This window comes from Enterobacter sp. CFEC122, from assembly GCF_052983755.1.
Genome location: NZ_JBRIQR010000013.1, coordinates 94,016 through 116,564, shown reverse-complemented (window position 1 = coordinate 116,564; position 22,549 = coordinate 94,016). Strand labels below are relative to the sequence as shown.

The window sequence follows — 22,549 nt, the reverse complement described above, 5'->3', positions numbered from 1 at the left end:
AAGAAATCAACGAAAAGGAGGGATGATGAAAACGATCGGCCTGTTAGGTGGAATGAGCTGGGAATCGACAATCCCTTATTATCGCCTGATTAACGAAGGGGTTAAGCAGCGTCTGGGGGGGCTGCACTCCGCAAGCCTGCTGCTCCACAGCGTTGATTTTCATGAAATCGAAGCCTGCCAGTCGAGCGGCGAGTGGGATAAAGCCGGGGCGATCCTGGCCCAGGCGGCGCTGGGGCTGGAGCGGGCTGGGGCCGAGGGGATATTGCTTTGTACCAATACCATGCACAAGGTGGCATCGCATATTGAGAACCGCTGCTCGCTGCCGTTCCTGCATATCGCTGACGCGACCGGGCGCGCAATTGCGGCATCCGGGATGCGCCGCGTAGCGCTGCTGGGCACGCGCTACACCATGGAGCAGGATTTCTATCGCGGGCGTTTGCGCAGCGAGTTTGGGATCGAAAGCCTGATCCCTGAAGAAGAAGACCGGGTGCGCATCAATCAGATTATCTTTGACGAGCTCTGTCTCGGCACCTTCAGCGAAACCTCCCGCGCCTTCTACGTCAGCGTCATCGAAAAACTCGCGCAGCAGGGGGCAGAAGGGGTGATCTTCGGCTGCACGGAGATCGGTTTGCTGGTAACCGTTGAGCGAAGCCCTCTTCCGGTATTTGATACCACCGCTATCCATGCTGCGGATGCCGTGGCGTTTATGCTGTCATAGTGGGTCCTGCAGGTCAGGTAAGCGAAGCGCCACCTGACGCGCGTGCTCCATGACGTGTTCGGTGAAAGCATCCACCAGCGCGGAAGCCGGACGGTGTAGCGGACGGATCAGGCTCACGGTGAACGGGACGGACACGCTAAAGCGGCGGATGACGATCCCGCTTCCCGCATAATCCAGTGCCGTGAGTGGATTGACCACCGCGACGCCGACGCCGGCACGCACCATCGCGCAAATCGAGGCCGCGCTGTGCGTTTCCACCGCCATTCGCCGTTTGACCTGATGCTCGGCAAACAGGGTATCCAGCAGCTGTCTGTAACTGTCGGTCTGCGACAGGCTGATGTAGTTTTCCCCGTGGAAATCCTCCGGCGTGAGCACCGCCTTACCGGCAAGCCGATGCCCGGCGGGCAGAACGCACACTTCATCTAACGAGAGCAGCTCCGTGCGCGCCGTGCCCGCTGGGGTGGTGAGGGTTTCGGTTAGCCCTAAATCATGGCGCTGTGCCGAAAGCCACTCTTCAAGCAGAGGTGATTCCTGCGGCACGATGGTGAGGCTGACCTCAGGATAGCGGGCCAGAAAGGGCTGGAGCAGCATCGGCAAAAAGGATTGCGAAAAGACGGGCAGGCAGACGATCGACAGCTCGCCCTGGCGAAACTCGCGCAGGCTTTCCGCGGCACTTACTATTCTGTCCAGCCCGTACCAGGAGCGCTGAACTTCCTCGAACAGGCGTAACCCTTGTACCGTCGGGTGAAGCCGGCCCCGGGTGCGTTCGAACAGCTTCAGCCCCAGCACTTTCTCGAAGCGCGCCAGCTCGCGGCTCACCGTCGGCTGCGAGGTGTGCAGCATCTGTGCGGCTTCGGTGAGATTGCCGGTGGTCATCACGGCGTGAAAAATCTCGATATGGCGTAAATTAACGGCGGGCATAGGGCACCTGAAAGCAGAGAACTGTCCATATCATTTTTGCATAGACTCGCGATAAAACGATATTTTTTATTCTCTTTGCGCTGTGGCGTAATCATCAAAACGCATTTATCCGGAGAAGACCATGCCACGCCCGCTGAACCAGACTGATACCGATTTGAACGCCGACAACCTGCTGCGCCTGCCTGCCGAGTTTGGCTGTCCGGTGTGGGTCTACGACGCGCAGATTGTCCGCGAGAAGATCGCCGCCCTGCATCAGTTCGACGTGGTGCGTTTTGCCCAGAAGGCCTGCTCCAATATTCATATTCTGCGCCTGATGCGCGAGCAGGGCGTGAAGGTTGACTCCGTTTCACTCGGCGAAATCGAGCGCGCGCTGGTAGCCGGATACGATCCGAAAGCCGACAGCGACGCGATCGTCTTTACTGCCGATGTGATCGACGATGCGACGCTGGCGCGCGTTCACGAACTGCAGATCCCGGTAAATGCCGGTTCTGTGGATATGCTCGAGCAGCTCGGTCAGGTTTCTCCCGGCCACCGCGTCTGGCTGCGCGTGAACCCGGGCTTTGGCCATGGCCACAGCCAAAAAACCAATACCGGCGGCGAAAACAGCAAGCACGGGATCTGGTATGCCGACATGCCTGCCGCGCTGGAGGTGTTACAGCGCTACAACCTGAAGCTGGTGGGCATTCATATGCACATTGGCTCTGGGGTGGATTACGGCCACCTGGAACAGGTGTGCGGCGCGATGGTGCGTCAGGTTGTTGACTTCGGTCAGGATCTGAAGGCGATCTCTGCGGGCGGTGGTCTCTCCATTCCTTATCGCGAAGGGGAAGAGGCGATCGATACCGATCACTATTACGGTCTGTGGAGCGCCGCGCGCGATCAAATTGCCGCGCATCTGGGCCACGCGGTGAAGCTGGAAATTGAGCCGGGTCGTTTCCTGGTGGCGGAAGCCGGCGTGCTGGTTTCGCAGGTCCGCAGCGTGAAAGAGATGGGGTCTCGCCACTTCGTCTTGATTGATGCAGGCTTTAACGACCTGATGCGTCCGTCCATGTACGGCAGCTATCACCACATTACCACCCTGGCTGCCGACGGCCGCGATTTAACGCAGGCGCCGCGCGTTGAGACGGTCGTTGCGGGGCCGCTGTGCGAATCGGGTGACGTGTTTACCCAGCAGGAGGGCGGCAAAGTGGAAACCCGCGCGCTGCCAGAGGTTAAGCCGGGTGATTATCTTGTGCTGCACGACACCGGTGCCTACGGGGCGTCTATGTCCTCTAACTACAATAGCCGCCCGCTGCTGCCGGAAGTGCTGTTTGATAATGGCAAGGCGCGGCTGATCCGCCGTCGCCAGACCATTCAGGAACTGCTGGCTTTAGAACTCATCTGATGAAAGTACGGCCCCGTTGTGACCGAATCGCGTAACACCAGCGTGCCGGTAAACGGCGGGATGGCATCGACCGGCTGGTTTCTTGCCAGCCGGATCGCCTGATCGATGGCGGTGACAATCATATTGTCGATGGGCAGATAAACCGACGAGAGCGCAGGCTCCAGCCATTTCGCGCTTGGGGCATCATCAAAGCCGAACAGGGAGATATCCTGCGGGATTTTCAGCCCCGCCTGGTGCAACGCTTTGGACGCCCCCAGCGCCATATCGTCGTTACAGGCAAACAGGGCGCTAAACGGTACTCGGTCGGCAATCAATTCCTTGCAAAGCTCGTATCCCCGCGTCATTCCTGCATCGCCGTACTTTATCCGACGCTCGTCCAGACGGATACCGTGCTTTTCCAGCGCTTTGCGATAGCCCATCAGCCGCGCTTTACCCGTGGGAGTGTGGATCGGGACGGTGATACAGGCGATCTCCCGATGGCCCTGGCCGATCAGGTAATCCACGGCCTTGAATGCGGCATCCTGCTGTTCGAAGAACACGCAGCGATCCGGCGCCTGGCTCACTTCACGGTTAATGACCACCAGCGGCGTTTTTACGGTGTTCATCAGTTTGACGATCGCTTTTTCGCTCATGTAGCGCGTGTAAAGCACGATGGCATCGCACTGGCGATCGGCCAGCATCTGCACCGCCTGCTCTTCCTGTTCCGGCGCGTCGTGACCGTCGGTGACGATCAGCTGTTTCCCGTGAGTTTCGGTCTGCCGCGACGCCTGCTGGAGAAGGCGGCCAAAATAAAAGCCGTCAAAGGTCGAGACGACCAGACCAATGCTGTTGCTGGTCTGGTTAGCCAGCGAGCGCGCGAGAAAGTTCGGGCGATAGCCCAGCTCTTCCATCGCAGCAAACACCTGCTGACGCGTACTCTCTTTTACCTGACCTGTGCCGTTCAGCACGCGCGATACCGTGGCCTTCGACACGCCCGCGCGCAGTGATACATCCAGCATTGTTGCCATTCTATATTCCTGCTTCCACGTAACGATCTGCAGTTTACCACAGAGCTTATGCCGTATAAGCGATGCGGGAAGCGCAAAAACTCTGCCACGATCACGCTTTTTGGTAACGATTCGTCCGGCCAGCCTGAAGTCAAACTCAATAGCCTGACTCTGGTAAGATAATCACCGAACCGGGCTGGAGCATCAGGCCAGTAAATACATGAGAAAATGCAGGTGAAACATGAATAAGGCTGTCATCCTCCCGCTTTACAAGGCGCCACACTTCGCAGAGCAGGTTACCGACTGGATCTGGCAGGCCTTTGGCGAAGGGCTTCCTCGGGCATTTTTCCACAGCATTGTTGAGCACAGCCAGACGCCTGGGGCATTACCGTTGACGTTTATTGCCGTTGACGGCGAACAGCTTCTTGGCACGGTGGGACTCTGGCGCTGCGATTTGATCACTCGTCAGGATCTCTGTCCGTGGCTGGCGGCGCTCTACGTTGACGACGCGGCGCGAGGCAAGGGGCTTGCGGGAGAACTTCAGCGGCATGTTATCGCTTACGCCGCGCAGTCCGGGTATGAGGAGCTCCATCTCTGGTCTGCCTGCCGCGACTTTTACGAACGTTACGGCTGGCAGTATATCGGTGATGGGCTGGAATACCCCAACACGCGGGTGCACCTCTACCGTTATTCGCTCTGCGCTTCTGCAGGCGACGCAACGGAGTGACGACGGACCAGCGTCGGGCTAAACAGATGGGTAATTTCCGGCGGCTGGCGCTGTTCAGCCAGCGCTAGCGCCAGCTCGGCGGCCTGCGTTGCCATGGTGATGATCGGGTAGCGCACGGTGGTCAGACGCGGGCGAACGTAGCGGGAGACCAGCACGTCGTCGAAGCCAATCAGCGAAATTTCTGCCGGTACCTCAATTCCGTTGTCATTCAACACCCCCATTGCCCCTGCGGCCATAGAGTCGTTATAGCTGGCAACCGCCGTGAAATTCCGTCCGCGGCCCAGCAGTTCGGTCATGGCCTGTTCACCGCCGCTCTCGTCCGGTTCGCCGTAGGCCACCAGACGGTCATTACACGGCAGCCCGTTTTCACGCAGGGCATCGTAGTAGCCCTGCAGACGGTCTTCCGCATCAGAAATGGGGTGATTGGAACAGAGATAGCCAATCCGGGTATGGCCCTGCTGAATCAGGTGCCGCGTGGCAAGCCAGGCGCCGTAGCGGTCGTCGAGGGCCACACAGCGTTTCTCAAAGCCGGGAATGATGCGGTTGATAATCACCATTCCGGGCATCTGCTTCATCAGGTGAATCAGTTCGGCATCCGGGATCATTTTAGCGTGAACCACCAGCGCCGCGCAGCGGTGGCGGATCAGCTGTTCAATGGCCTGGCGTTCCTTTTGTTCGTTATGATAGCCATTGCCGATCAGCAAAAAATTGCCTGTCTGATAGGAAACCTGTTCAACCGCTTTCACCATGGCGCCGAAAAAGGGATCAGAAACATCGCCCACCACCAGACCAATCGTTTCTGTGGACTGTTGGGCGAGCGCGCGAGCGTTGGCATTGGGATGATAATTCAGGGATTCCATGGCGCTTTGTACCGCCTGACGTGATGCGTCACTGGCCTTTGGTGAATCATTAATCACGCGCGAGACGGTTGCCACCGACACGCCCGCCAGACGGGCCACATCCTTTATTGTCGCCATTCATTACCTTCTTATTGGGGGTAAGCGTTTACACACCAAATAGTGTTGCGGAAAAGCGGCGTGCATTCAAGGGGAGCGGATTTCCGCTCTCCACAAACGTGACGCAGCACACCCCTGGCGGTGTAATCGTTACACGCCCAGTCATGTCTGAAAAATGTGAATCTGAACCTTTAGTTACACTTTGCCTCAGGCTGTTGCGATTGTCCGATAGCAAGGGCGTTAAAGAGGTTGATACAGTTGAGATCCCAGAGGTATTGATTGGTGAGAATTCTTAGTACGGTTTCGTACTCATCTCTTGCACCAACCTGCGCGGATGCGCAGGTTTTTTTTCGCCTCCACTTTTGCTGTCGCTCCCTTATCACTTCTCGTGTAATCTGCCACCATTTACTAATAACCCTCCACACTGGCTGGCAAAGGGAGTTGAGATGCTATTTGGGTTCTTCCGTACGCTTTTCCGTATTCTTTTTCGCATCCGCATCACTGGCGACACCCGGGCGCTTAGCGGCGAACGCGTTTTGATCACACCAAACCATGTTTCCTTTATAGACGGCATCCTGCTGGCGCTGTTTTTGCCCGTGCGTCCGGTGTTTGCGGTGTATACCTCCATCAGCCAGCAGTGGTATATGCGCTGGCTCTCGCCGCTGATTGATTTTGTGCCGCTCGACCCGACAAAGCCGATGATGATTAAGCATCTGGTACGTCTGGTCGAGCAGGGGCGCCCGGTGGTCATTTTCCCTGAAGGACGGATCTCCGTGACCGGTTCGCTGATGAAAATCTACGACGGCGCGGGGTTTGTTGCGGCGAAGTCAAAAGCGACCGTGGTGCCGCTGCGTATTGAAGGCGCGGAGCTGACCCATTTCAGCCGTCTGAAGGGGCTGGTGAAGCAGCGTCTGTTCCCCAAAATCACGCTGCATATCCTGCCGCCAACGTCATTACCGATGCCCGACGCGCCGCGTGCCCGCGATCGCCGTAAAATCGCCGGGGAAATGCTGCATCAGATCATGATGGAAGCGCGTATGGCCGTGCGCCCGCGCGAAACGCTCTACGAATCCCTGCTTTCCGCGCAGTACCGCTATGGCGCGAAGAAAAACTGCATCGAAGACATCAACTTTACTCCGGATACCTATCGCAAGCTGCTGACCAAAACCCTGTTTGTGGGCCGTATTCTGGAGAAGTACAGCAAAAAGGGCGAAAAGATTGGACTGATGCTGCCTAACGCGGGCATCAGCGCGGCGGTGATTTTCGGTGCGGTTTCCCGGGGCCGTATTCCGGCGATGATGAACTACACGGCGGGCGTGAAGGGGCTGACCAGCGCGATAACCGCTGCGCAAATCAATACCGTATTCACCTCCCGCCAGTTCCTGGACAAAGGCAAGCTCTGGCATCTTCCCGAGCAGCTCACTCAGGTGCGCTGGGTCTTCCTGGAGGATCTGAAAGCGGACGTGACCACCGGCGACAAGCTGTGGATTTTTGCGCATCTGCTGATGCCGCGTCTGGCCCAGGTCAAACAGCAGCCGGAAGATGACGCGATTATCCTCTTCACGTCGGGATCGGAGGGCAACCCGAAAGGCGTCGTCCACAGCCACAAGAGCATTCTGGCGAACGTCGAGCAGATTAAAAGCATCGCCGACTTTACCGCGAACGACCGCTTTATGTCGGCGCTGCCGCTGTTCCACTCCTTTGGCCTGACGGTGGGGCTGTTCACGCCGCTGCTGACCGGTGCAGAAGTGTTCCTTTACCCAAGCCCGCTGCATTACCGCATCGTGCCGGAGCTGGTGTATGACCGTAACTGTACCGTTCTGTTCGGGACCTCTACCTTCCTGGGGAACTATGCGCGTTTCGCCAATCCGTATGACTTCTATCGCGTGCGGTACGTGGTGGCTGGCGCAGAAAAACTGCAGGAGAGCACGCGTCAGATCTGGCAGGACAAGTTTGGTCTGCGCATTCTCGAAGGCTATGGCGTGACCGAGTGTGCGCCCGTGGTCTCGATTAACGTGCCGATGGCGGCGAAACCGGGCACGGTTGGCCGAATTCTGCCGGGGATGGACGCGCGTCTGCTGGCGGTGCCGGGCATTGAGGACGGTGGCCGTCTGCAGCTGAAAGGGCCAAACGTGATGAACGGGTATCTGCGCGTGGAAAATCCGGGCGTGCTGGAAGCGCCGACGGCGGAGAACGTCAACGGCGAGGTTGAAACCGGCTGGTACGACACCGGCGATATCGTCCGCTTTGATGAACAAGGCTTTGTACAGATCCAGGGACGCGCAAAACGCTTCGCCAAAATTGCCGGTGAAATGGTCTCTCTGGAAATGGTTGAGCAACTGGCGACGGCCGTGTCTGCCGAGAAGATGCACGCTACCGTCGTGAAGAGCGATGCCAGCAAAGGTGAGGCGCTGGTACTGTTTACGACCGACAGTGAGCTTAAGCGCGACAGATTACTGAGCTATGCACGCGAACACGGTATTCCTGAACTGGCCGTGCCGCGCGATATTCGCTACCTAAAACAGCTCCCGGTGCTGGGCAGCGGGAAGCCCGATTTCGTGACCCTGAAAGGCATGGTTGAAGAGGCGGAACAGCAAAATGCGTGAGTCAGTACACACTAACACATCCCTCAGGTCGAAAGGCATGATGGCCGTCATCGCCGCGCAGTTTCTCTCTGCGTTCGGTGATAACGCGCTGCTGTTTGCCACGCTGGCGCTGCTGAAAGCCGAGTTTTACCCCGACTGGAGTCAGCCGATCCTGCAGATGGTGTTTGTGGGCGCTTACATTATCTTTGCTCCGTTTGTGGGGCAGGTGGCGGACAGCTTCCCGAAAGGCCGGGTGATGATGTTTGCCAACGGCCTCAAGCTGCTGGGGGCGGCCAGCATTTGCTTTGGCTTCAATCCGTTTATTGGCTATACGCTGGTGGGCATTGGGGCCGCCGCTTACTCGCCGGCGAAGTACGGCATCCTCGGAGAGCTGACCACCGGGGATAAGCTGGTCAAAGCCAACGGCCTGATGGAATCGTCAACCATTGCCGCTATTCTGCTCGGATCCGTCGCGGGCGGCGTGCTGGCCGACTGGCATGTGCTGGCGGCACTGGGCGTGTGTGCGGTGGTGTATGGCGGGGCGGTCGTGGCGAACCTGTTTATTCCGAAGCTGCCGGTGGCTCGCCCGGGCCAGTCCTGGCGCGTTAAACCAATGACCGGCAGCTTCTTTACTGCCTGCCGCGTGCTGTGGCGTAACGGTGAAACGCGTTTCTCCCTGATGGGGACCAGTATGTTCTGGGGCGCGGGCGTTACGCTGCGCTTCCTGCTGGTCCTGTGGGTGCCGGTGGCGCTGGGCATTACGGACAACGCGACGCCGACCTATCTTAATGCGATGGTGGCCATCGGCATTGTTGTGGGGGCAGGTGCGGCAGCGAAGCTGGTGACGCTTGAGACGGTTGCACGCTGCATGCCAGCAGGGATCCTGATTGGCGTGGTGGTGCTTATCTTCTCGCTGCAGCATGCGTTATTGCCTGCTTATGCCCTCCTGATCCTGATTGGTATTCTGGGGGGCTTCTTCGTGGTGCCGCTGAACGCGTTACTGCAGGAACGGGGCAAGCAAACCGTCGGGGCGGGGAATGCCATCGCGGTACAAAATCTGGGTGAAAACCTGGCGATGCTGTTAATGCTGGGACTCTACTCGCTGGCGGTAAAAGTGGGTGTGCCGGTGGTGGGGATTGGCGTCGGGTTTGGCGGGCTGTTTGCGATTGCGATTGCAGGCTTGTGGATGTGGCAACGTCGCCGTTGATATATAGCCGGGTGGCGGCTTCGCCTTACCCGGCCTGGGTTTGAGCACCTGCAGGCCCGGTAAGCGTAGCGCCACCGGGCAAAAGTATCAGGCTACGGTGCAGGATAAGTATAAACCTGATGCACCGCTTCAATCTCCGCTAACACCTCTTCACTCAGGTTCAGATGGAAACTCTCAATATTGGTTTTCAGCTGTTCCATCGTGGTTGCGCCCAGCAGGGTACTGGCAACAAACGGCTGACGACGCACGAATGCCAGCGCCATCTGCGCAGGGTCAAGACCGTGACGCTTCGCGATATCCACATAGGCGGCAACGGCTTTCTGCGTCTGCTCGCCGCTGTAGCGGGTAAAGCGGCTAAAGAGGGTATTACGCGCACCGGCCGGTTTCGCACCGTTCAGGTATTTCCCCGTCAGCGTGCCGAAGCCGAGACAGGAGTAGGCGAGCAGCTCCACCTCTTCATACTGCGTCACTTCGGCCAGACCCACTTCATAGCTGCGATTAAGCAGGCTGTACGGGTTCTGGATTGTCACGATACGCGGCAGATCGTGCTTATCCGCCAGGTGCAGATAGCGCATGACCCCAAAGGCCGTTTCGTTAGAGACACCAATGTAGCGGATTTTTCCCGCACGCTGGCATTCGGTCAGCGCTTCCAGCGTTTCCAGTAGCGTCACGGTGGGGGCGCTCTCATTCCAGCTGTAGCCGAGCTTACCAAAGCAGTTGGTTGACCGCTGCGGCCAGTGCACCTGGTAGAGGTCGAGATAGTCGGTTTGCAGACGCTTGAGGCTGGCATCCAGTGCGGCGCGGATATTTTTGCGATCGAGGATCTGGTTCGGGCGGATCCCGGTATCGTTGTTGCGCGCGGGGCCACTGACTTTGGAGGCAATCACCAGCTTTTCACGGTTGCCGCGTTTTGCCAGCCATTTACCGACGTAGGTTTCGGTAAGTCCCTGCGTCTCAGGACGTGGCGGTACAGGGTACATCTCTGCGACATCAATCAGGTTAATGCCCTGGCTGACAGCGTAATCGAGTTGTGCATGGGCATCGGCTTCGCTGTTTTGTTCACCAAATGTCATCGTGCCCAACCCCAGTTGGCTAATTTCCAGAGCGCTGTGGGGGATACGGTGATAATGCATAGCCGGCTTCCTCAATAGACTTATAGACCGCGTCAGGCCGTGCCCGACAAAGGAATATAAACATGGCAGAGGGGAAGCAAAAGGGGAAGAAAAAAATCAAAAAGGCCAGCAAGCGACTGACCTCTCTCTGTTTATCGCTCGATAATTTGCGAGACTTCGTCGCGATTGATCTGCATTTTATTGCCTTCCTGGTCGCGGTAGCTGACCAGACCGGTATCATCGTCGACTTCGGGTTTACCGTCGGTCAGGATCATTCGACCATCTTTTGTCGCCATGACGTAATCGCTGCTACAGCCCGATACAGCAAACGCTAAACCGACTGCTGACACTAACACTGCCCATTTTTTCATCGTTATCGTCCTCATCTGGCTTGTATCAAATCATAATCTAGTATTAACCCGATATGGCGACTTGAGGAAGCGGTAAAATCTTAAAAAGCAGTCGATTATGTTCGAGAGCTCTCAAAATAAGTAAAAAACTATGTTTTCAACAGGAAATGACGTGCGAGTAGTGCACCGGTGAAATTCTTTTTGAGATAAAAACCGCGCGGCAACGTCAGGATAGGCTCGCCCTGCGCGCCGATTGCCTCGGTAAGTGCTTTACTGTTGGCCGCTTTCGGACGCAGCTGTAATACTTCTCCGTGTCGGGCGGTGATACGCTCTACCTGCCCAAGCACAATCATGTCCATCAGCTCCTCCCAGTCCAGACGCAGCTGATGCTCCTCATCCTCGTCAGGGCTCCAGAGAAGCGGCGCGCCGACGCGTCGGTCGGCCAGGGGGATCTGACGCTCACCCTCAACCGGTACCCACAATACGCGCTTCAGCTTGTGGCGAACGTGGCTGGTTTCCCAGGTTACACCGGTATTGCCGGTTAGTGGCGCAACGCAGACGAAGGTGGTCTCAAGCGGCTTGCCCTGGCGGTCTACAGGGATGGTTTTTAACTCCACGCCAAGGGCTGCAAAATCCTGCTCGGGTTTGCTCCCTGCGCTGGCACCCAGCCACAGCTCCAGCAGCATACCGATCCAGCCTTTATCCCGCTTCAGATCCTTTGGGATCGGAAGCCCGGCCATTGCCGCCAGCTCGCCAAGCGAAAAGCCAGCCAGACGCTGTGCCTGCAGTAGCAACTGGCTCTCGCTGGACGGTGGTGAGAGCAAGGGTGTAAGCGGGTGCATGACGGTAACCTTTTGATTAAAAAATAAACGAAGAAATTGTCCCCTGTGGATAGAGTTTAACTTTTTCTGTACCAATATGACATCTCTATGATTTATAGGATTTTTTATTGGTCTGAAATCGTTCCGCCTGGGTGAGAAAACCGGTTGTTCAAATCTGGTCACTGACAATGAACAGGATCTTACACCATGTTATCCACAGAAAAATGGGATAACTGGGCATAACCCTGACTACTGTTTCCATTTACAGCCTTGACGTGCGATGAAAATCGAATTTTCAAACAAATTGTGACTAACTTATTGGCACAATCTGTGGATAAAACCGACGCTGTTCGATCTTTCATCAGTGCGACGATCCCTGATGTGACGATCGTCACGCTAATCAGTTTTTTGTTTATCTCAATGCATATAACCATATGAAAATAATCATATTAATGGGGTGGGGTATAAAAGGACGTTTTGTGGTACTTGAGGTTGTTCATCGGTAATCAGACACTTCTTCACAACTATATCCACAGAAAAGGTGAATAAAATTCCCTTTGCTGTCTCATATCTGTTTATAACTCCGCACATATTTGTGAGTTATTCAATTGTTATTAGGTTGCAGGCCTGTAAGAGAGTGGTTTACCGCCTCCCTGTAGTGTGAAACAATCATTCATATATAAGGTTTAGTTTGGGGTAGTCCGGTGATTGATGACGATGGCTACCGCCCAAACGTAGGAATAGTAATTTGTAATCGTCAGGGCCAGGTGATGTGGGCCCGTCGATATGGTCAGCACTCCTGGCAGTTCCCGCAAGGCGGGATCAATCCTGGAGAGTCCCCAGAACAAGCGATGTACCGGGAGCTTTTTGAAGAGGTCGGTTTGAGCCGAAAAGATGTTCGCATCCTGGCTTCGACCCGCAACTGGTTGCGTTACAAGTTACCGAAACGTTTGGTGCGTTGGGACACAAAGCCGGTTTGTATCGGCCAGAAACAGAAGTGGTTTCTGTTGCAGTTGGTGGGCAACGATTCAGACATCAATATGCAAACCAGCAGTACGCCGGAGTTCGATGGCTGGCGCTGGGTGAGCTATTGGTATCCTGTTCGTCAGGTCGTGTCATTTAAGCGCGATGTTTACCGTAGGGTGATGAAAGAGTTTGCAAGTGTGGTGATGCAGCTTCAGGAGATCCCGCCTAAGCCGCAGAGCGCACCTGCCTGGCGACGTAAAAGAGGTTAAGCTACGCAAATCATGCTCACCCGCTTGCGAGAAATAGTCGAGAAGGTGGCCAGCGCGCCGCGTCTGAACGAGGCGCTGAATATTCTGGTCACCGACATCTGTCTTGCGATGGAGACCGAGGTCTGTTCGGTGTATCTGGCCGACCACGATCGGCGCTGCTATTACCTGATGGCGACCCGTGGTTTGAAAAAACCGCGTGGACGCACCGTAACGCTCGCATTTGATGAGGGTATCGTGGGTCTGGTTGGGCGACTGGCTGAACCCATTAACCTTGCTGACGCGCAAAAACACCCCAGCTTTAAATACATTCCTTCCGTAAAAGAAGAGCGCTTCCGCGCTTTCCTTGGCGTGCCGATTATCCAGCGTCGCCAGCTTCTCGGCGTGCTGGTTGTCCAGCAGCGTGAGCTACGTCAGTACGACGAAAGCGAGGAGTCATTCCTCGTCACGCTGGCCACGCAGATGGCGGCGATCCTCTCCCAGTCTCAGCTTGCCGCGCTCTTTGGCCAGTATCGCCATACGCGCATTCGTGCCCTTCCGGCCTCGCCAGGCGTGGCGATTGCTGAAGGCTGGATGGATGCCACGCTGCCGCTCATGGAGCAGGTTTATGAAGCCTCAACGCTTGATGAAGCGCTGGAGCGCGAGCGTCTTACCGCCGCGCTGGAAGAGGCCGCGAATGAATTTCGTCGCTACAGCAAGCGCTTTGCCGCAGGCGCGCAAAAAGAGACGGCGGCCATCTTTGACCTCTATTCGCACCTGCTTTCCGATGCGCGCCTGCGCCGTGAGCTTTTTGCGGAAGTGGATAAAGGCTCGGTCGCGGAGTGGGCGGTTAAGAAGGTCATCGAAAAATTTGCCGATCAATTTGCGGCACTGACCGACGGTTACCTGAAAGAGCGCGCAGGCGATCTGCGCGCCCTGGGGCAGCGCCTGCTGTTCCATCTTGATGACACCATTCAGGGGCCGAACGCCTGGCCAAAACGGTTTGTTCTGGTCGCCGATGAACTCTCAGCAACGACGCTGGCTGAACTGCCGCAGGACAGGCTGGCCGGTGTGGTGGTGCGCGATGGTGCCGCCAACTCGCACGCCGCCATTATGGTGCGCGCGCTGGGTATCCCTACCGTTATGGGGGCGGACATTCAGCCGTCGGTACTTCATCGCCGTACGCTGGTGGTCGACGGCTATCGCGGTGAGCTGCTGGTCGATCCTGAGCCGGTTCTGCTCCAGGAATACCAGCGTCTTATCAGCGAAGAGAATGAATTAAGCAAGCTGGCAGAAGATGACGTTAACCTGCCCGCCCAGCTTAAGAGCGGTGAGCGGATCAAAGTCATGCTCAACGCCGGTTTAAGCCCTGAGCATGAAGAGAAGCTGGGCAGCCGCATCGACGGCATTGGCCTGTACCGCACCGAAATCCCGTTCATGCTGCAGAGCGGCTTTCCCTCTGAAGAGGAGCAGGTGGCGCAGTATCAGGGCATGCTGCAAATGTTTAACGACAAACCGGTCACCCTGCGAACCCTGGACGTCGGGGCGGATAAACAACTGCCCTATATGCCGATCAGCGAAGAAAACCCGTGCCTGGGCTGGCGTGGGATCCGCATTACGCTCGACCAGCCTGAGATCTTCCTGATCCAGGTGCGTGCCATGCTCCGCGCCAACGCGGCGACGGGCAATCTCAGCATTTTACTGCCGATGGTCACCAGCATCGATGAGATCGACGAAGCGCGTCGGTTGATCGAACGTGCAGGCCGTGAAGTGGAAGAGATGATCGGTTATGCGATTCCGAAACCGCGGATCGGCGTCATGCTTGAAGTGCCGTCTATGGTCTTTATGCTGCCGCAGCTGGCGAACCGGGTTGATTTTATCTCTGTCGGCACGAACGACCTGACGCAATATATTCTGGCCGTCGACCGTAACAACACCCGCGTCGCCAGTATCTATGACAGCCTGCATCCGGCGATCATTCGCGCCTTAGCGATGATTGCCCGTGAAGCGGAGCAGTACGGCATTGATTTACGCCTGTGCGGTGAAATGGCCGGGGACTCCATGTGCGTTGCGATCCTGATTGGTCTGGGATATCGCCATCTGTCGATGAACGGTCGCGCTGTTGCCCGCGTGAAGTATCTGTTGCGGCATATTGAAATCAATGATGCCCGCGAGCTGGCTGAACGTAGCCTTGAGGCGCAGCTGGCTGCTGAGGTTCGCCACCAGGTCGCGGCGTTTATGGAACGACGCGGTATGGGCGGTCTGATCCGCGGCGGCCGCTAAAGCCTTTCTCCCCCTCCCTGTGGGAGAGGGCACCAGCGCGCATAAAACCCTATACACATCTTTTACATCTCGGGCGCATCCTCCGCGCCCGCCTTGTGCTATGATTCGCAACTTTGGAGCCTCTGCTTACGGCAGAATCGCATTTCTACCGCTGTCCACTTTCAGCGGAATAACAACATCTTGTGGTGACAGATGAACAGTGGTTATCTGCATTTTCCGGAATTTGATCCGGTCATTTTCTCAGTAGGACCTGTTTCGCTTCACTGGTACGGTCTGATGTACCTGGTGGGCTTCATTTTTGCCATGTGGCTCGCTGGCCGTCGCGCCAGCCGTCCTGGCAGCGGCTGGACTAAAAACGAAGTTGAAAACCTGCTGTATGCGGGCTTCCTCGGCGTGTTCCTGGGTGGCCGTATTGGGTATGTGCTGTTCTATAACTTCCCGGTATTCCTGAATGACCCTCTCTATCTGTTCCGCGTCTGGGACGGCGGCATGTCCTTCCACGGCGGCCTGATTGGGGTGATCCTGGTGATGGTGATTTTTGCCAAACGCACCAAACGCAACTTCTTCCAAGTGTCAGATTTCATCGCGCCGCTGATCCCGTTTGGTCTCGGGGCAGGCCGTCTGGGCAACTTCATCAACGGTGAGCTGTGGGGGCGTGTCGACCCGAGCGTTTCCTTTACCATGCTGTTCCCGGGCTCGCGCGCGGAAGACATGGCGCTGTTGCCGTCGCATCCTGAGTGGCAGTCCATTTTCGATACCTACGGCGTGCTGCCGCGCCATATGTCCCAGCTGTACGAGCTGGCGCTGGAAGGCGTGGTGCTGTTTATCATCCTCAACCTGTTTATCCGCAAGCCTCGTCCGATGGGGGCTGTTTCCGGGCTGTTCCTGATTGGCTATGGCGCGTTCCGCATCATCGTCGAATTCTTCCGCCAGCCTGACGCCCAGTTTACCGGCGAGTGGGTACAGTACATCAGCATGGGGCAGATCCTCTCCATTCCGATGCTCGTCGCGGGTGCCATTATGATGATTTGGGCGTATCGTCGTCGTCCACAGCAACAACTTTCCTGAGGAACCATGAAACAGTATCTTGAACTGATGAAAAAAGTGCTCGATGAGGGCACGCCGAAAAATGACCGCACCGGTACCGGTACGCTCTCCATTTTTGGCCACCAGATGCGCTTCAACCTGCAAGAAGGCTTCCCGCTGGTGACGACAAAGCGCTGCCACGTGCGCTCGATCATTCATGAACTGCTCTGGTTCCTGCAAGGCGATACTAACGTTGCGTATCTGCACGAAAATAACGTCTCCATCTGGGACGAATGGGCAGACGAGAACGGCAACCTGGGCCCCGTTTACGGCAAGCAGTGGCGCGCATGGCCAACGCCTGATGGCCGCCATATTGACCAGATCACCACCGTGATGAACCAGCTGAAAAACGATCCGGACTCGCGCCGCATCATCGTTTCCGCCTGGAACGTTGGCGAACTGGATAAAATGGCGCTGGCGCCGTGCCACGCGTTCTTCCAGTTCTATGTCGCTGACGGCAAGCTCTCCTGCCAGCTCTACCAGCGCTCCTGTGACGTGTTCCTCGGCCTGCCGTTTAACATTGCCAGCTATGCGCTGTTAGTTCATATGATGGCGCAGCAGTGCGACCTGGAAGTGGGTGATTTCGTCTGGACCGGTGGGGATACCCATCTCTACAGCAACCATATGGAACAGACGCATCTCCAGCTAACCCGCGAACCGCGTGCGCTGCCGAAGCTGATTATCAAACGCAAACCGGCATCAATCTTCGATTACCGCTTTGAAGATTTCGAGATTGAGGGCTACGACCCCCATCCGGGCATCAAAGCGCCTGTCGCGATCTGATGCGGTAAAGCCTGACACAACCGGTGCTGTTTAGCGCCGGTTTTTTTTCGCCTTTCTCCCGTTTCCCGATGCGCTATCCAGAAAGCGTGCAACGCGCTGCAACCCTCCCAATTCTGCGGATGACGCCTCGTAAAACGATAATCCGATGCTCGTCATGTTCACGGCGCTTCGCCACACTCCCGGTATGAAAAAAGAGAACGGTTTTACGCTTATCGAAACGCTGGTCGCTGTTTCGCTTGTCGTCATCCTCAGCGCTTCAGGTCTGTACGGCTGGGACAGCTGGCAACGGCATCAGCGGCTGTGGCAAACCGCCAGTCAGGTGCGAGATTACCTGCTGTTTCTGCGCAACCATGCCAACCGCCACAACCGCGACCATCAAATCACCCGTCAGCGGGTTGGCGACAGGGACTGTCTGGTGAGCTCTGCCGTGCAGGGCTGTGAGAAGGACAGTCCCTTTGTGCTGCTCCCCCTCTGGCCTGAGGTCGCGATCGGCGAGGTCACGCCGTCGCTGGGGTTCTATGGATTACGGGATACGGCATGGGCAGGGCGGATACGCGTTCAAAGTCGTGCCGGAGACTGGCTGATTATCGTTTCAGACGGAGGGCGCATCAGGATGTGTAAGGTCTCCGAGGGAGGACAATGTCGATGAGGCAGGGCGGCTTTTCGCTTACCGAAGTGCTGATTGCTACGGTCATCAGCAGCCTGTTATTGATAAGCGCATCGCGCTTTTTACCCGGATTGCAGCGGGCGGTATTACTGCAATCTACCCAGCGAGAGCTGGAAGAAGAGGTCTGGCAACGCCTGTTCGCCCTCGGCAAACAGCTTCAGCGTGCGGGGTACTGCGCGGGAAATTGCCAGGGACAGGCGCTGACGATCGGCAGGCAGGGGCGCTGCATCATTGCGCGGTGGGATGCCAACAGTAACGGCTACTGGGATAGCAGCGCGTCAGAAAATGACAGCACCGGTTTTCGTCTGGAATCGGGGGCGCTGGAAACCCTGCGTGGCGCGACGTCGTGTGAAGGAAAAGGGTGGGAAAAGCTCACGGACCCGGACAGGCTTACGATAGCACACTTTGTGGTGAGGAGAGTCGAACATGCCGGTTTTGCGCCAGAGCTGAATATCGAACTGGCCGCGAGGCGTAAAGATGAAAAAGGGGAACCCTGGCAGGCGTTGTATACGGTCACGGGGTACAACCTGTGAATCGTCAACGCGGCATATCTTCGCTGGCGCTGGTTCTGCTTTTACTGGTGCTTGGTACCCTGATCCTGACGGGCCTCAATCAGCAGCTCACAACGTTCAGTGCACTCGTCGGCGGTGAGAGCCGCTCGCTTCAGCAGCAGGCGACGGTGCAGTCCGCGCTTGAGTGGGGGCGCGTTCAGCGCTGGGCGTCAGCGCCACCAGTCCAGTGCAAAACGACATCGGCATGGCGGGTGTGTTTGCGTCAGCTGAGCGAGGCGCGGGTACTACTGATAGCCGGCGGCAACGACCTGCTGCTCTGGCGCAGGGGAGAGATCGTCGACGGGATAGTGCGCTTTTCGCCTCACGGCTGGAGCGATTTTTGCCCCCTTAAGGAGAGTGCGTTATGTCAGCTGCCGTGAGCAGAGAAAAAGGGTTTAGCATGGTTGAGGTCCTGCTGGCGATGATGCTGCTGGTGGTGGTCGTGACGGCACTGTCGGGGTATCACCGGGCGCTGGCGGCGCGGTTCACCGTGTTTAATCAGTATCGCCAGCTCTGGCACCATGCCTGGAACCAGTCTCAGCTCTCAACAAATGTTCTCCCGGCAGGCTGGCAGGCCAGTCGGGGGCAGACAACGCTCGCAGGATGTGTCAGCATCACGGTTACACTTATTTCTCCTCTGGGTCGGCGCGGTGAGTTAACGCGTCTGCATTGCCCGGTTAGCCAGTAGTCGGGAGCGTCTATGTTAAGGGTCTACCACTCAAATCGTCTGGATGTGCTGGAAGCACTGATGGAGTTTATCGTTGAGCGCGAGCGACTTGACGATCCTTTTGAGCCTGAAATGGTGCTGGTGCAGAGCACCGGTATGGCGCAGTGGCTGCAAATGTCGCTTTCCCGCAAATTTGGCATTGCCGCGAATATTGATTTTCCGCTGCCTGCGAGCTTCATCTGGGAGATGTTTGTCCGCGTGTTGCCGGATATCCCGGAGCAGAGCGCCTTCAACAAGCAGGCCATGAGCTGGAAGCTGATGGCGCTGCTGCCGGAAATGCTGCAGCACGATGAATTTGCCATGCTGCGCCACTACCTCAATGACGATACCGACAAGCGCAAGCTGTTCCAGCTGGCGTCGCGCACTGCCGATCTCTACGACCAATACCTTGTTTACCGCTCTGACTGGTTAATGCGTTGGGAAGCGGGCGAGTTGGTTGAAGGCCTGCCGGAGGCGCAAATATGGCAGGCCCCGCTGTGGAAAGCGCTGGTGGAGCATACCGAGAGACTGGGCCAGCCTAAGTGGCACCGTGCCAATCTCTACGATCGGTTTATCTCGATACTTGAAAATGCGTCGGAACGCCCGGCCCGACTGCCGTCACGCGTTTTTATCTGCGGGATATCCGCATTACCCCCTGTCTATCTGAAGGCGCTGAATGCGCTGGGTAAACATATTGATATTCATATTTTGTTTACCAACCCTTGCCGACAGTATTGGGGGGATATTCTCGACGAACGCTGGCTTGCACGGCTGGTAACTCGCCAACGAAAACGCCTTTTTGAAGAACGATCCATCCCGCTGTTTAAAGACGGCTCGACGGCCGGGCAGCTTTTCGATGAAGACGGTATCCAGAACCTGCCCAATCCGCTGCTTGCCTCGTGGGGGAAGCTGGGGCGTGATTACATTCACATGCTTTCAGACATCACTTCCTCAGGTGAAGGTGATGTGGATGCCTTTGTTGAGATCGCCCCGGACTGCCTGCTGCATAATATTCAGTTAGATATTCTGGATCTGGAAAACCGCGCCGTCATGGGCGTGACGGCGAACGAGTTCGAACGCAGCGACAATAAGCGAAAACTGGATCCTGACGATCGCAGCGTCACGATCCACGTTTGCCACAGCCCGCAGCGTGAGGTCGAAGTACTTCACGACCAGCTGCTGGCGATGCTGCAGGAGGATCCCGATCTGACGCCACGCGATATCGTGGTGATGGTGGCGGATATCGACACCTACAGTCCCTTTATTCAGGCCGTCTTTGGCAGCGCGACGGGGGAGCGGTACCTGCCTTACGCGATATCTGACCGTCGTGCCCGCCAGTCGCATCCGGTATTGCAGGCGTTTATCACTCTGCTGTCACTGCCGGATAGCCGGTTTATCTCCGAAGATGTCCTGGCGTTGCTGGATGTTCCCGTGCTGGCCGCACGCTTCAACATTAATGAAGAGGGTCTGCGCTACCTTCGTCAGTGGGTGAATGAGTCTGGCGTGCGCTGGGGGATCGATGACGATAACGTTCAGGAGTTCGAGCTTCCCGCAACCGGACAGCACACCTGGCGATTTGGCCTGACGCGTATGCTGTTGGGCTACGCCATGGAAAGCAGCCAGGGCGAGTGGAATGAGGTGCTGCCTTACGATGAGTCCAGCGGGTTAATTGCTGAACTGGTGGGGCATTTAGCATCGCTATTAATGCAGCTTAACCGCTGGCGATATGCGCTGTTGCAGCCGCGTCCACTTGAAGAATGGCTCCCGGTCTGCAGGGCGTTACTCAATGATTTCCTCCTGCCGGACAATGACACCGAAGCGGCGATGGCACTCATTGAAACCCAGTGGCAGGCTATCATCGACGAAGGCGTGAATTCCCACTACCACGAGGCCATCCCGTTGTCGCTGTTGCGTGATGAGCTGACGCAGCGGCTTGACCAGGAGCGAATCAGCCAGCGTTTCCTGGCGGGGCCTGTCAATATTTGCACCCTGATGCCCATGCGTTCTATCCCGTTCGGGGTGGTCTGCCTGCTTGGCATGAACGACGGTGTGTATCCGCGCGCGCTGCCGCCGCTGGGGTTCGACTTGATGAGCGCAAACCCAAAACGGGGCGATCGTAGCCGCCGCGATGATGACCGCTACCTCTTCCTTGAAGCGCTCATTTCTGCTCAGAGCAAGCTCTATATCAGCTATATCGGCCGTTCTATTCAGGACAACAGCGAGCGTTTCCCCTCCGTACTGGTGCAGGAGCTGGTGGACTATATCGGCCAGAGCCACTACCTGCCGGGAGATGAAGAGCGCAACTGTGATGAAAGCGAGCAGAGGGTGAAAGCCCATATCACCTGTTTCCACAGCCGCATGCCGTTTGACCCGGTGAACTATATTGCCGGCGAGCGCCAGAGCTATGCCCATGAGTGGTTACCGGCGGCGAAAAAAGAGGGGAATGCGCATACTGATTTCATTCAGGAACTTGACCCGCGCCCCATCGACACCCTGACCTTCGAGCAGCTTCAGCGGTTTTGGGCACATCCGGTGCGCGCCTTCTTCCAGCAGCGACTGCAGGTCAACTTCCGCTCTGAAGAGAGTGAAATTCCTGATGCAGAACCGTTTACGCTGGAAGGTCTGGAGCGCTACCAGTTAAACCTGCAGCTGCTGAATGCGCTGGTTGAAGAGGAAGATGCGGACAAACTTTACCGTCGCTACCGTGCTGCGGGTCAGCTGCCCTACGGAGCGTTCGGGGAGATCGTCTGGGAGGCGCAGTGCCAGGAGATGACCGCTCTGGCAGAGCGCGTAAGAGCGTGCCGACAGCCGGGGAAAAGTATTGAAATTGATCTCAACTGCAACGGGGTACAGCTCACGGGCTGGTTAACCCAGGTACAGCCGGATGGGCTGCTGCGCTGGCGGCCCTCAATGCTAAGCGTTTCGCAAGGATTGCAACTCTGGCTGGAACATCTTGTCTACAGTGCGGGTGGGCATAAAGGCGAAAGCCGCATTTTCGTGCGCAAAGAGGGCGAATGGCGCTTCCCGTCGATGGAAGCCGAGCAGGCGTTAGGTTATCTGTCTTTGTACATTGAAGGCTACCGTCAGGGAATGAACAAACCGCTCCTGTTACTACCGGAAAGTGGCGGCGCCTGGATAAAAGCCTGTTATGACGCGCAGAATGATGCGATGTTAACGGATGAGGCTTCGCTCCAGAAAGCGCGCAGTAAGTTTATGCAGGCCTATGAAGGAAACATGATGGTGCGGGGTGAAGGTGAGGATGTCTGGTATCAGCGTTTGTGGCGAGCGCTCGAGCCAGAATACTTTGAGGCGATCACGGAAGAGGCGCAGCGCTACCTGTTGCCGTTGTTTAGATTTAATCAGTCTTGAGCGCTGTATAAAAATTGCGCAGATAAAGGTGTTCATTTATGATGCACTTCTTATCACGGACTGATGTACCCAAAGAAAGAGATGTTGGCGTGTCCAGCACGCAGTTTGTTAATGATGTAGCCGTGA

At 56.7% G+C, this 22,549-nt stretch carries 20 protein-coding genes; 14 read left to right on the top strand and 6 right to left on the bottom strand.

Annotation, left to right across the window (positions count from 1 at the left end):
• The first annotated feature begins 25 nt into the window (after positions 1-25).
• Entirely contained in the window at positions 26-718 is a 693-nt protein-coding gene (locus ACVCAM_RS11505) for an aspartate/glutamate racemase (RefSeq protein WP_025912418.1), read from the top strand.
• Here ACVCAM_RS11505 and ACVCAM_RS11500 read toward each other — a convergent pair.
• The gene (locus ACVCAM_RS11500) at positions 713-1,639 is read right to left on the bottom strand and encodes a LysR family transcriptional regulator (RefSeq protein WP_008499676.1); all 927 of its coding nucleotides are present in this window, start codon (positions 1,637-1,639) and stop codon (positions 713-715) included. The genes ACVCAM_RS11505 and ACVCAM_RS11500 overlap by 6 nt on opposite strands.
• A 121-nt stretch (positions 1,640-1,760) precedes the next feature.
• On the opposite strand from ACVCAM_RS11500, the gene lysA reads away from it, so the two are divergent.
• Positions 1,761-3,023, top strand: a complete 1,263-nt coding sequence (gene lysA, locus ACVCAM_RS11495; protein ID WP_025912417.1) for a diaminopimelate decarboxylase — start codon at positions 1,761-1,763, stop codon at positions 3,021-3,023.
• On the opposite strand, the gene ACVCAM_RS11490 is transcribed toward lysA, so the two are convergent.
• Positions 2,993-4,030: a LacI family DNA-binding transcriptional regulator gene (locus tag ACVCAM_RS11490; RefSeq protein WP_025912416.1), complete on the bottom strand. Its 1,038-nt coding sequence runs from the start codon at positions 4,028-4,030 to the stop codon at positions 2,993-2,995. The genes lysA and ACVCAM_RS11490 overlap by 31 nt on opposite strands.
• Before the next feature lie 220 nt (positions 4,031-4,250).
• Here ACVCAM_RS11490 and ACVCAM_RS11485 point away from each other — a divergent pair, with 220 nt between their 5' ends.
• On the top strand, positions 4,251-4,736 hold the full coding sequence (locus ACVCAM_RS11485; protein WP_025912415.1) for a GNAT family N-acetyltransferase: 486 nt from the start codon (positions 4,251-4,253) through the stop codon (positions 4,734-4,736).
• On the opposite strand, the gene galR is transcribed toward ACVCAM_RS11485, so the two are convergent.
• Positions 4,697-5,713, bottom strand: a complete 1,017-nt coding sequence (gene galR, locus ACVCAM_RS11480; protein WP_021242019.1) for an HTH-type transcriptional regulator GalR — start codon at positions 5,711-5,713, stop codon at positions 4,697-4,699. The genes ACVCAM_RS11485 and galR overlap by 40 nt on opposite strands.
• Before the next feature lie 425 nt (positions 5,714-6,138).
• Here galR and aas point away from each other — a divergent pair, with 425 nt between their 5' ends.
• Complete coding sequence (gene aas / locus ACVCAM_RS11475; protein ID WP_008499671.1) at positions 6,139-8,298, top strand: bifunctional acyl-ACP--phospholipid O-acyltransferase/long-chain-fatty-acid--ACP ligase; 2,160 nt, start codon at positions 6,139-6,141, stop codon at positions 8,296-8,298.
• Positions 8,291-9,484 (top strand): lysophospholipid transporter LplT, encoded by a 1,194-nt coding sequence (lplT, locus tag ACVCAM_RS11470; RefSeq protein ID WP_023294477.1) that lies wholly within the window; start codon positions 8,291-8,293, stop codon positions 9,482-9,484. The genes aas and lplT overlap by 8 nt, the downstream gene beginning before the upstream one ends.
• A gap of 92 nt (positions 9,485-9,576) precedes the next feature.
• On the opposite strand, the gene ACVCAM_RS11465 is transcribed toward lplT, so the two are convergent.
• The 3 genes from ACVCAM_RS11465 to mutH form a co-directional block, all read right to left on the bottom strand.
• The gene (locus ACVCAM_RS11465; RefSeq protein ID WP_407223630.1) at positions 9,577-10,617 is read right to left on the bottom strand and encodes an NADP(H)-dependent aldo-keto reductase; all 1,041 of its coding nucleotides are present in this window, start codon (positions 10,615-10,617) and stop codon (positions 9,577-9,579) included.
• A 131-nt stretch (positions 10,618-10,748) separates the two neighbouring features.
• Positions 10,749-10,967, bottom strand: coding sequence for a YgdI/YgdR family lipoprotein (locus tag ACVCAM_RS11460; RefSeq protein ID WP_008499668.1), 219 nt, complete (start codon positions 10,965-10,967; stop codon positions 10,749-10,751).
• 128 nt (positions 10,968-11,095) lie between these two features.
• Positions 11,096-11,788, bottom strand: a complete 693-nt coding sequence (gene mutH, locus ACVCAM_RS11455; protein WP_021242015.1) for a DNA mismatch repair endonuclease MutH — start codon at positions 11,786-11,788, stop codon at positions 11,096-11,098.
• 683 nt (positions 11,789-12,471) lie between these two features.
• Here mutH and rppH point away from each other — a divergent pair.
• The 9 genes from rppH (at position 12,472) to recC (ending at position 22,423) form a co-directional block, all read left to right on the top strand.
• Entirely contained in the window at positions 12,472-13,002 is a 531-nt protein-coding gene (gene rppH, locus ACVCAM_RS11450; protein ID WP_013098553.1) for an RNA pyrophosphohydrolase, read from the top strand.
• A 12-nt stretch (positions 13,003-13,014) separates the two neighbouring features.
• Positions 13,015-15,261, top strand: coding sequence for a phosphoenolpyruvate--protein phosphotransferase (gene ptsP, locus ACVCAM_RS11445; RefSeq protein ID WP_025912414.1), 2,247 nt, complete (start codon positions 13,015-13,017; stop codon positions 15,259-15,261).
• A 192-nt stretch (positions 15,262-15,453) separates the two neighbouring features.
• Positions 15,454-16,329 carry a prolipoprotein diacylglyceryl transferase gene (lgt, locus tag ACVCAM_RS11440; RefSeq protein WP_447093598.1) on the top strand — a complete coding sequence of 292 codons (876 nt, stop codon included), beginning with the start codon at positions 15,454-15,456 and terminating at the stop codon, positions 16,327-16,329.
• Positions 16,330-16,335: 6 nt separating this feature from the next.
• The gene (thyA, locus tag ACVCAM_RS11435) at positions 16,336-17,130 is read left to right on the top strand and encodes a thymidylate synthase (RefSeq protein ID WP_021242014.1); all 795 of its coding nucleotides are present in this window, start codon (positions 16,336-16,338) and stop codon (positions 17,128-17,130) included.
• A 184-nt stretch (positions 17,131-17,314) separates the two neighbouring features.
• A complete protein-coding gene (locus tag ACVCAM_RS11430; RefSeq protein ID WP_025912413.1) occupies positions 17,315-17,779 on the top strand; it encodes a prepilin peptidase-dependent protein in 465 nt (154 codons plus the stop codon).
• Positions 17,770-18,330 (top strand): prepilin peptidase-dependent protein, encoded by a 561-nt coding sequence (locus ACVCAM_RS11425; RefSeq protein ID WP_407223629.1) that lies wholly within the window; start codon positions 17,770-17,772, stop codon positions 18,328-18,330. Before ACVCAM_RS11430 ends, ACVCAM_RS11425 begins: the two co-directional genes overlap by 10 nt.
• Positions 18,327-18,728 (top strand): DUF2509 family protein, encoded by a 402-nt coding sequence (locus ACVCAM_RS11420; RefSeq protein WP_021242011.1) that lies wholly within the window; start codon positions 18,327-18,329, stop codon positions 18,726-18,728. Before ACVCAM_RS11425 ends, ACVCAM_RS11420 begins: the two co-directional genes overlap by 4 nt.
• On the top strand, positions 18,713-19,036 hold the full coding sequence (locus tag ACVCAM_RS11415) for a prepilin-type N-terminal cleavage/methylation domain-containing protein (RefSeq protein ID WP_008499660.1): 324 nt from the start codon (positions 18,713-18,715) through the stop codon (positions 19,034-19,036). The genes ACVCAM_RS11420 and ACVCAM_RS11415 overlap by 16 nt, the downstream gene beginning before the upstream one ends.
• A gap of 12 nt (positions 19,037-19,048) precedes the next feature.
• Positions 19,049-22,423: an exodeoxyribonuclease V subunit gamma gene (gene recC / locus ACVCAM_RS11410; protein ID WP_407223628.1), complete on the top strand. Its 3,375-nt coding sequence runs from the start codon at positions 19,049-19,051 to the stop codon at positions 22,421-22,423.
• Positions 22,424-22,549: the final 126 nt, after the last annotated feature.

What these genes read in the sequence shown, in the direction of transcription:
- ACVCAM_RS11505 (WP_025912418.1), top strand. Translation starts at nt 26, where the DNA reads ATGAAAACGATCGGCCTGTTAGGTGGAATGAGCTGGGAATCGACAATC.
- thyA (WP_021242014.1), top strand. Translation starts at nt 16,336, where the DNA reads ATGAAACAGTATCTTGAACTGATGAAAAAAGTGCTCGATGAGGGCACG.
- galR (WP_021242019.1), bottom strand. Translation starts at nt 5,713, where the DNA reads ATGGCGACAATAAAGGATGTGGCCCGTCTGGCGGGCGTGTCGGTGGCA.
- ACVCAM_RS11500 (WP_008499676.1), bottom strand. Translation starts at nt 1,639, where the DNA reads ATGCCCGCCGTTAATTTACGCCATATCGAGATTTTTCACGCCGTGATG.
- ACVCAM_RS11425 (WP_407223629.1), top strand. Translation starts at nt 17,770, where the DNA reads ATGTCGATGAGGCAGGGCGGCTTTTCGCTTACCGAAGTGCTGATTGCT.
- ACVCAM_RS11415 (WP_008499660.1), top strand. Translation starts at nt 18,713, where the DNA reads ATGTCAGCTGCCGTGAGCAGAGAAAAAGGGTTTAGCATGGTTGAGGTC.
- aas (WP_008499671.1), top strand. Translation starts at nt 6,139, where the DNA reads ATGCTATTTGGGTTCTTCCGTACGCTTTTCCGTATTCTTTTTCGCATC.
- recC (WP_407223628.1), top strand. Translation starts at nt 19,049, where the DNA reads ATGTTAAGGGTCTACCACTCAAATCGTCTGGATGTGCTGGAAGCACTG.
- lplT (WP_023294477.1), top strand. Translation starts at nt 8,291, where the DNA reads ATGCGTGAGTCAGTACACACTAACACATCCCTCAGGTCGAAAGGCATG.
- ACVCAM_RS11460 (WP_008499668.1), bottom strand. Translation starts at nt 10,967, where the DNA reads ATGAAAAAATGGGCAGTGTTAGTGTCAGCAGTCGGTTTAGCGTTTGCT.
- ptsP (WP_025912414.1), top strand. Translation starts at nt 13,015, where the DNA reads ATGCTCACCCGCTTGCGAGAAATAGTCGAGAAGGTGGCCAGCGCGCCG.
- lgt (WP_447093598.1), top strand. Translation starts at nt 15,454, where the DNA reads ATGAACAGTGGTTATCTGCATTTTCCGGAATTTGATCCGGTCATTTTC.
- ACVCAM_RS11490 (WP_025912416.1), bottom strand. Translation starts at nt 4,030, where the DNA reads ATGGCAACAATGCTGGATGTATCACTGCGCGCGGGCGTGTCGAAGGCC.
- ACVCAM_RS11430 (WP_025912413.1), top strand. Translation starts at nt 17,315, where the DNA reads ATGAAAAAAGAGAACGGTTTTACGCTTATCGAAACGCTGGTCGCTGTT.
- ACVCAM_RS11485 (WP_025912415.1), top strand. Translation starts at nt 4,251, where the DNA reads ATGAATAAGGCTGTCATCCTCCCGCTTTACAAGGCGCCACACTTCGCA.
- ACVCAM_RS11465 (WP_407223630.1), bottom strand. Translation starts at nt 10,617, where the DNA reads ATGCATTATCACCGTATCCCCCACAGCGCTCTGGAAATTAGCCAACTG.
- mutH (WP_021242015.1), bottom strand. Translation starts at nt 11,788, where the DNA reads ATGCACCCGCTTACACCCTTGCTCTCACCACCGTCCAGCGAGAGCCAG.
- lysA (WP_025912417.1), top strand. Translation starts at nt 1,761, where the DNA reads ATGCCACGCCCGCTGAACCAGACTGATACCGATTTGAACGCCGACAAC.